This window comes from Nostoc sp. MG11 (assembly GCF_014904695.1).
Taxonomy (GTDB): domain Bacteria; phylum Cyanobacteriota; class Cyanobacteriia; order Cyanobacteriales; family Nostocaceae; genus Komarekiella.
In genome coordinates this window covers 1-3,272 of record NZ_JACXXN010000136.1, presented here as the reverse complement: position 1 = coordinate 3,272, position 3,272 = coordinate 1, and the positions used below count along the sequence as shown (strand labels likewise).

At 44.2% G+C, this 3,272-nt stretch carries 4 protein-coding genes; 2 read left to right on the top strand and 2 right to left on the bottom strand.

The features are described 5' to 3' along the window. Window positions 1–401: 401 nt before the first annotated feature. Window positions 402–524 (bottom strand): hypothetical protein, encoded by a 123-nt coding sequence (locus HCR01_RS40340; protein ID WP_264299997.1) that lies wholly within the window; start codon window positions 522–524, stop codon window positions 402–404. Beyond that, the gene (locus HCR01_RS39725; protein ID WP_320073269.1) at window positions 525–1,394 is read right to left on the bottom strand and encodes a BRO family protein; all 870 of its coding nucleotides are present in this window, start codon (window positions 1,392–1,394) and stop codon (window positions 525–527) included. Between the two features lie 64 nt (window positions 1,395–1,458). Here HCR01_RS39725 and HCR01_RS37370 point away from each other — a divergent pair, with 64 nt between their 5' ends. Together HCR01_RS37370 and HCR01_RS37365 are read left to right on the top strand one after the other, a co-directional pair. Continuing rightward, the gene (locus tag HCR01_RS37370) at window positions 1,459–1,746 is read left to right on the top strand and encodes a helix-turn-helix transcriptional regulator (RefSeq protein WP_193200926.1); all 288 of its coding nucleotides are present in this window, start codon (window positions 1,459–1,461) and stop codon (window positions 1,744–1,746) included. A gap of 452 nt (window positions 1,747–2,198) precedes the next feature. Next, the gene (locus HCR01_RS37365) at window positions 2,199–2,945 is read left to right on the top strand and encodes a hypothetical protein (protein WP_193200925.1); all 747 of its coding nucleotides are present in this window, start codon (window positions 2,199–2,201) and stop codon (window positions 2,943–2,945) included. Window positions 2,946–3,272 lie beyond the last annotated feature (327 nt).

Below are 3,272 nucleotides of genomic sequence, written 5' to 3'. Positions count from 1 at the left end.
TCGCCATTTAAACGGTTGCTTAGGGTTCATCTCTGTAGCATTTAAATCTTTAAAGAGAATATACTACCTGCTTAACACCTGTTTTTGCAACACAACCGTTTTTGGCGGCTTTCTGCACTTTTGCCATGAACATCTCGAAACGTAGTATCCCTTCAACTGGGGAGAGTCCGCCGTGAACTACGTGATTTTGAAGAACTGGGCGTATGCTGACTCCCAACCGGACGTGTTGATAGAGTCGATTTGTTGGACTATTGCTGCTGCTCTTGGATCTTGGAATTTCGTCATTGTCAATTCAGGCTTGGTAACTCCGGCTTGTTTATCTCACATAGCTCCGATTTCGGGCTTGCTAGATAATTGCTCAAAGTGGAAATCGTTTTGTAACAAATGGTGTTGTTAGCTTTCTAGTTGCTTGACTTAAAGAGAAAAAATCTTTTAATGTTAGGACTAACAAATGAGTCACCAGCAAAAGTTGTGAATTTTTCTTGAGCGATCGCCTCTACATCCACAGATGCGGTCGCTTTCATTTAGCTCTGAAATAACTCTGTCACGCCAGGCAACCATCTCAGTTGAAACACTGTTTGGTTAGAACCTCGCGCAACGGCTGACACCATGCGCCCCCACTGCTTACCCGATTCCGTGGGACGATATGGTAGTTTGCGATCATCAGTACGGTATTGCAGTCCGGCTCCCGTTAGCCATTTGTTAACAGCGATCGCACTCTTGCCTACAATTTCCCCTATCTGCGTTGCGTTGAGATACGCATCATCGGAGGGGTCGGTGCAAGCAATCGCCGTCTTCAATTCATCAGCAGCAGGCTTGAGGGCTGGGTTGACTTTAGTGGCGGCATTGACTGCTAACTGCGCGGTGAGGGCCTTCTCTAATCCGGCGAATTCTCCTACTAGCAGGGCTAACTGTGCGGCTTCATGGGCTACGGTTGATTTTGGCTGGTAAGAAGAACGGGTTTCTGCTTCGTGGGTTTTGATGGCAAAATAACTTTGGGCTGCTGCTATCTCTGGCTTACGTGGGTCGCCATTCATCGCTACCAAATAACAGGCATAGCGGGAAAGACGATAATCACTGGGTACATCTCTAGTATAAAGCCCAGCATCGGTAAAATGGTTTTGTACTGATAGTCCGGTATTTTGGCAACCAAGTTTGGCTCGGTCGATAGTATCTATAAAGCGTTGCCACTTCTTGTAACCCAGTAATTGCATCAACTCTTTTGCTAACCAGTATTCTTCTCCTTGATCAGCGACATGACGAATGCCGTCAAAAGGACTACTGTTGCTTGACCCGTTAAAATTCAATAAGTTAGACATAACTATCCCTTTTGCAATGGTGTAGTTAAGGCGATCGCGTGCTTGCCGGCTGGCGATCGCTTTTTGCTTTAGCACAAACTAGTCAGAATATAGCAGTTATAGTATGGTAGAGTCAAGTGAGACTTGTCTAGAATTTATTATGGTGGAATTAGACGTTATTGCCAGTATTAATTGGAATTCTACTTATGGAGAACGCCTAAGAGAAATGCGTGGCAAAGTCTCCATGCAGCAACTAGCTCAAGAAATTACTCAAAAATTTAATTATCCAGTTACAAAGCAATATATAGCAATGATAGAAAGACCCTTTGGCGATAGAGCTTCAAAGACTGTCTCCTTTCAACTGCTTCGATATATATGTAATATTCTGGGCAAGGATGTGCAAGACATTTTCGGTTCACCTAAAATTATCCAAAAAATGGACAAGTAAGACTTGACTTAAGACAAGTCTTACTTTACTATATATTACATAAGGGCAAGGAAAGCGAACCGCCTGCACCCGAACGCGAGAGAGTTGCAATCAGAATTACTGAACCATGACAATAGTAAATCGATTAATCCACCTGGAAGGGTAACTGATGCACTGGCTCAACTAGAGAAGGTGAGAGATACAGGAAGGGAAATCGATTTGCGCTGAATAAAAAATTGCCAGAGTAGGACGACGGAAAGCTTTTGAAGCTAATGCCAACTGTCGCGTGATTGATATATTCCTGTTCTGGCAAGCTCCGGTCACTGGCTAGGAGATAAATATGAGGCTTCGCCAAATCTAGTTTGAGAATGTTGTGCTAAAAGCACAATGAACTTACCAATAAAAACAGAGGCAATCGCTCACCGTGGAAAGTCTGCGATCGCCTCTAATACCTATAGAAAGGTTTCAAAATTATGCCACAAAACACAGCAATAGCATTACAAGAACTCGAAACAGTAGAAATCAGCTTCTACGATCAAGAAGTTTACGCCGCTGGAAAGCTGATTGCAAGCATCACTCATGACGATGACTTAACCCAGCCCTGGCTAGTATTGATTAACGGTGTGGAGGTATTTCGTCACGACACTCAAAAGAGATGCCACAGCTACATCGTATGGCATTACAAAGAAAACACGCTACCAGAACCCGAAAAGCCTGTAGTTGTAAAAGAAGTAAAGGCTTATGTGCCGGAACCACAAGAAGCAGAGTTAGAGGTTCAAACCCAAGAAGTTACAGCAATAGAGCCACGCCACACTGTACAGCTACCTGGTGATTGGGACTTTACCCTGCCCAAGTTCGATTCTACCCCTGTTGCCATTTGCCCAGACTGTGGGGGTCATGGGTGCGGCAATTGCGCTTACCGTGGGACTCGTTGTGAGGACTTGTGTACGCCAGTAGACGACTACCGATTGACTTATGTGGGACGCACTAACATCCAAACTGCTCACAACGTATATACTGATGGCGAGTTTTTGGGAATACTCTTCAAGGTCAGGAACCTAGAATGTCCGTGGAGGAACGACCCCAAGACTTACTACTGGCGGTGTGGTAATGGCATCCAGTACTGGAGCGTGAAGGAGGCAATTGTGACATTATCCAGGGTGACGGCTCCGGTGAAAAGTGAAGTGCCAACAGTTTATCGAGAGTTGGTAGTGGTGTAGTTCTGATAAAGAAGGCGATTGTTAACCAGGAAGAATGCAATCGCCTTTAGGCTAAATCGTAAACAACTAAATATGACACAAGCTACAACAATTACAGCTGTTCAAGAAACGGGGTTTGAAAAATTAAAAGACAAAATTCTCTTGCTGCAAGCGACCCCAATGTAGAGTCATCGAACTGAGTGGTTACAAACTGATGTACTGCAACAGAGTTTTTATTCAGCTAAACAGGCGAAATTATGAAACTCAGCTACAACCAAGAAACAGGCAAATTTGTTGTCTCTGAACTGGGACGGATTCTTGACTCGGATATTGATTTAGACGCTCTAG

What these genes read in the sequence shown, in the direction of transcription:
- HCR01_RS40340 (WP_264299997.1), bottom strand. Translation starts at nt 524, where the DNA reads ATGAAAGCGACCGCATCTGTGGATGTAGAGGCGATCGCTCAAGAAAAA.
- HCR01_RS37370 (WP_193200926.1), top strand. Translation starts at nt 1,459, where the DNA reads ATGGTGGAATTAGACGTTATTGCCAGTATTAATTGGAATTCTACTTAT.
- HCR01_RS37365 (WP_193200925.1), top strand. Translation starts at nt 2,199, where the DNA reads ATGCCACAAAACACAGCAATAGCATTACAAGAACTCGAAACAGTAGAA.